At 55.2% G+C, this 3,162-nt stretch carries 4 protein-coding genes and 1 pseudogene; all 5 read right to left on the bottom strand.

The window, feature by feature from the left end:
- A pseudogene (locus tag L692_RS28640) lies at window positions 1-547 on the bottom strand (hypothetical protein); the annotation flags it as partial.
- 30 nt (window positions 548-577) lie between these two features.
- A complete protein-coding gene (locus L692_RS0112440) occupies window positions 578-1,276 on the bottom strand; it encodes a TadE family protein (RefSeq protein ID WP_025700299.1) in 699 nt (232 codons plus the stop codon).
- 9 nt (window positions 1,277-1,285) lie between these two features.
- The gene (locus L692_RS0112445) at window positions 1,286-1,477 is read right to left on the bottom strand and encodes a Flp1 family type IVb pilin (protein ID WP_036723440.1); all 192 of its coding nucleotides are present in this window, start codon (window positions 1,475-1,477) and stop codon (window positions 1,286-1,288) included.
- 13 nt (window positions 1,478-1,490) lie between these two features.
- Window positions 1,491-2,360 (bottom strand): type II secretion system F family protein, encoded by an 870-nt coding sequence (locus tag L692_RS0112450; protein WP_025700301.1) that lies wholly within the window; start codon window positions 2,358-2,360, stop codon window positions 1,491-1,493.
- A gap of 14 nt (window positions 2,361-2,374) precedes the next feature.
- A complete protein-coding gene (locus tag L692_RS0112455) occupies window positions 2,375-3,121 on the bottom strand; it encodes a type II secretion system F family protein (RefSeq protein WP_036723442.1) in 747 nt (248 codons plus the stop codon).
- Window positions 3,122-3,162 lie beyond the last annotated feature (41 nt).

The raw sequence follows: 3,162 nt of genomic DNA on the forward strand, positions 1-3,162 counted from the left end.
AAAGCGGCTGAAGCTCGGCGAACAAGTCCGTCGTGCGTGAAGCCTCCTCCAGCGCTCCGGACAGCGGCTTGAACTTTCCAGCGATTTCGAGCGCGAAATCAACAGGCGCCTTATATTTCATTTCCTCATGGATCTGACGGCGGAACACATCATAACTGCCCAGCGAACGGCTCCATTCCAGCGTGGAGGTATCAAGGCCAAGATTCACCAGATTGAAGCTGTCGCCGCGTCCGCTTTTATGAAAAGTATCATCTAGTGTCCGGGCCATCAGTTCATCCCCATCGCTTCCGCCAAAGGCAAACAGCCCGTATTGTTCCCGCAGTTCCACATCGTAAGCGGACATCACCGACCGTACAGCCGCACGAGCCAGACGCTCACCCTGGACACTGGCGGCGGCCATCCGCGCATAATCAATGAGCACTGCGGAGAACAGGAACACAAAGGCCAGCACCATAATCAGGAATACCGAAACCGATCCTTCCGTTTGTCTTCTCCAGTATTTATACTGTATGGCGCAGCGGTTTCGGGCCGCAATTAGTCTGTTCATCCTCTCTTCCTCTCATTTTTATAAGCGCATCTACTCCGGATGGTTTGCTTTCCCTGAACGCTGCCCAAGCTTGGACATCATGGCGGAAGCGTCCTGCTTCTTCATCGCTTGCCGCGGTTCATTATTCGCAGACCTTCCGCGAAATTTGGCGCCATAATACCGCATCAAGTCCACGGTACGGATAAATTCAACCGGCTCGGCCACAAGCGACTGCGCGGCAACCTCGGGCTGCGCTCCATCCGAAAGAATCTCGTCCAGCACGGGCAAATGCAGCATCCGCCGAAGCTTGGCATTTACTTTTCTCCCCGTGAGCGTGTAGCTATAACCCATTTCCCCCAGCACATTGCCGGGGACCCTGACAGCGGACTTCCCCAATTTGACGGCAGGCAGATTGTCTTCTTGCACTCCGCCGCCTGGAAGCTGTATCACAGAAGCTCCACCGTTCTCTCCAACCCCGAACAAGCTGCTCAGCAGACGGTCATCCCCGATTCGCCAGTAAAGGGAATCATATTCCCCCTGGGGGAACGATCCGTCCCTGGCTTTATGGCTGTTATCCCAGTTGTAAGCTGCCCGCTCGGTGGCGGAAGACGCCACCTGAAGCAGCATCGATTTCTGGTAGCTGTACAAGCAGAAGAACAGCAGGAGCATCGTAATGCACATGATAATCGGCAGCACCATCGCCGCCTCCACAGTGAAACTTCCTTCATCTCCGCGAAGTTTTGTTCTCATTCGCGATTTCTACTTGTCTTCAAATACTTCCTGGCTCTTTTCACCGGCGGTATCAATCAGATCCGAAATCACCTCTCTGATCTTTTGGCGGAACAATACAACCACAGCGACCAGTACGGCAATGATCAGAATCATTTCGAGCGTACCCAAGCCTTCCTCGTCCCGCCAAAATTTTTTGCCGTTCTCCACAATCGTTAACATGATTCTCATCCTCCTACATATTCAGCATCATAAAAGCCGGAGTACCCACCAATACAATGACAATTACAAAAATAACGACCATCGGGAATACCAGCTTCGAGGAGGCCTGCTCCCCTCTCGTCCGGCTAACCGCCTTGCGCTTCTCCCACAGCTGCCGGGATAAATCGCGAAGCGCGAGCGCAAAATCTCCTCCCCCTCTGCGCACATTCAGCAGCACCGTTGTTGTGAACAGCGAAACCTCTTGCACGGCGCAGCGCTTGCTGAAATTCTCGAATGCCTGCTGAAACGAGTAGCCTCTCTCCCATTCGCCCGTCATCGTCAGCAGTTCCCGGTACAACGGGTGGGGGGCATTCTTTCTGCTGTCCAGACAGCGCGTAATCGCCCGCTGCACCGTCTCACCCGCGCTGACCAGCAGCACAATCCCGCTTAACAGATCCGGCAATTCCATCATGATAAGCTGCTCGCGCACCTTGACCTTTTTGTGCAGGTCGGCGGCAAGGGCGGCGGGAAGCAGAACGCCCAGCAGAATGCCGAGAATGAGTGCGGCCGGCTCTCCGCTGAGTCCCGCCAAACCGCAGCCTCCCAAAATGAACAGCCAGCTGTAGGCCAGCATCTCTCCCATAAACAGCAGCGTAATTTCCGCACTGTGGCGCTGCCCGTATATCCGCTGCACTGACCGTTGCAGCCGGAACGCGAATACCGGAAACTTTCGGGCAGCCTCCATCTTCTCCAGCAGCAGAAGCAGCGGTTCCGAAAGACTGCGCAGGCGCAAGCCGTCCACAGCTATGGTCCGCAGAGCGGCATACCGCTTCCCGCTCCTGGCGCGGAGCGCTATCCAGCCCGCAATCAGCGCAAGGGCGGCCAATCCGCAAATCCATCTCAGGTTCCTCACACTCCTTACAGCGGAACGTCCATAATTTTGCCGATCCAGAAATAACACAGAATCAGCGCGGCCAACGCAAACGTTGAGATCAGCATACCGAATCCGGTGTACATCGGCTCCATATAGTCTCCGGCGCTCAAGCTCATAAACAGCAGCATAATAAGCGGAGATACAAGCAGGGCCTTGGACTCGAACCGTTTCTGGGAAATGCTTACCGCGATTTCCTGCTGAACATCCAGCTTCTCGCCGATGATGCTTGAGGTGCGGCGCACCACCTCCACCAGATCGCCGCCCGTCCGTTTGCAGACGGAGAAGACATCGGCGAACCGCCGGATATCCTCCATATCCGCCCTCCTGCTGAAATCAAGCAGAGCCTCCTCAATCGGCTGACCGTATTCCAACCGCGCACAGATAATGTTCAGCTCGGCAATCATATCGCTGCCGCCCTCCGGATCGAGCATTTTCAAATCCTGAACTGCTTCACGAAACGCATTTTCCACCGACCTGCCTGCGGACAGCGAGGAAGACAGAGAGAACAGCATTTGCTTGAACTGAAGGTTAAGCATGGCGCGTCGGCGCTTCTTCAGATAATCCCTCCATATGCGCGGAGCAAAGTATCCTCCCGCCGACAGCAGCAGCGCTATAACCGGATTGTGATAGAACAGATAACCAATCCCGAAGAGAAAGAAGCCTCCTGCCGCCATCGAAGCGATTCTCTGCTTTGAATTCAGCGTGTATACGGTATAATCCGGCAAGCGCAGCGGTGCGGGGGCATGCCCGCCTGCCGTCTCTTCGCGGCTAA

This window comes from Paenibacillus forsythiae T98, from assembly GCF_000520735.1.
Classification (GTDB): domain Bacteria; phylum Bacillota; class Bacilli; order Paenibacillales; family Paenibacillaceae; genus Paenibacillus_AQ; species Paenibacillus_AQ forsythiae.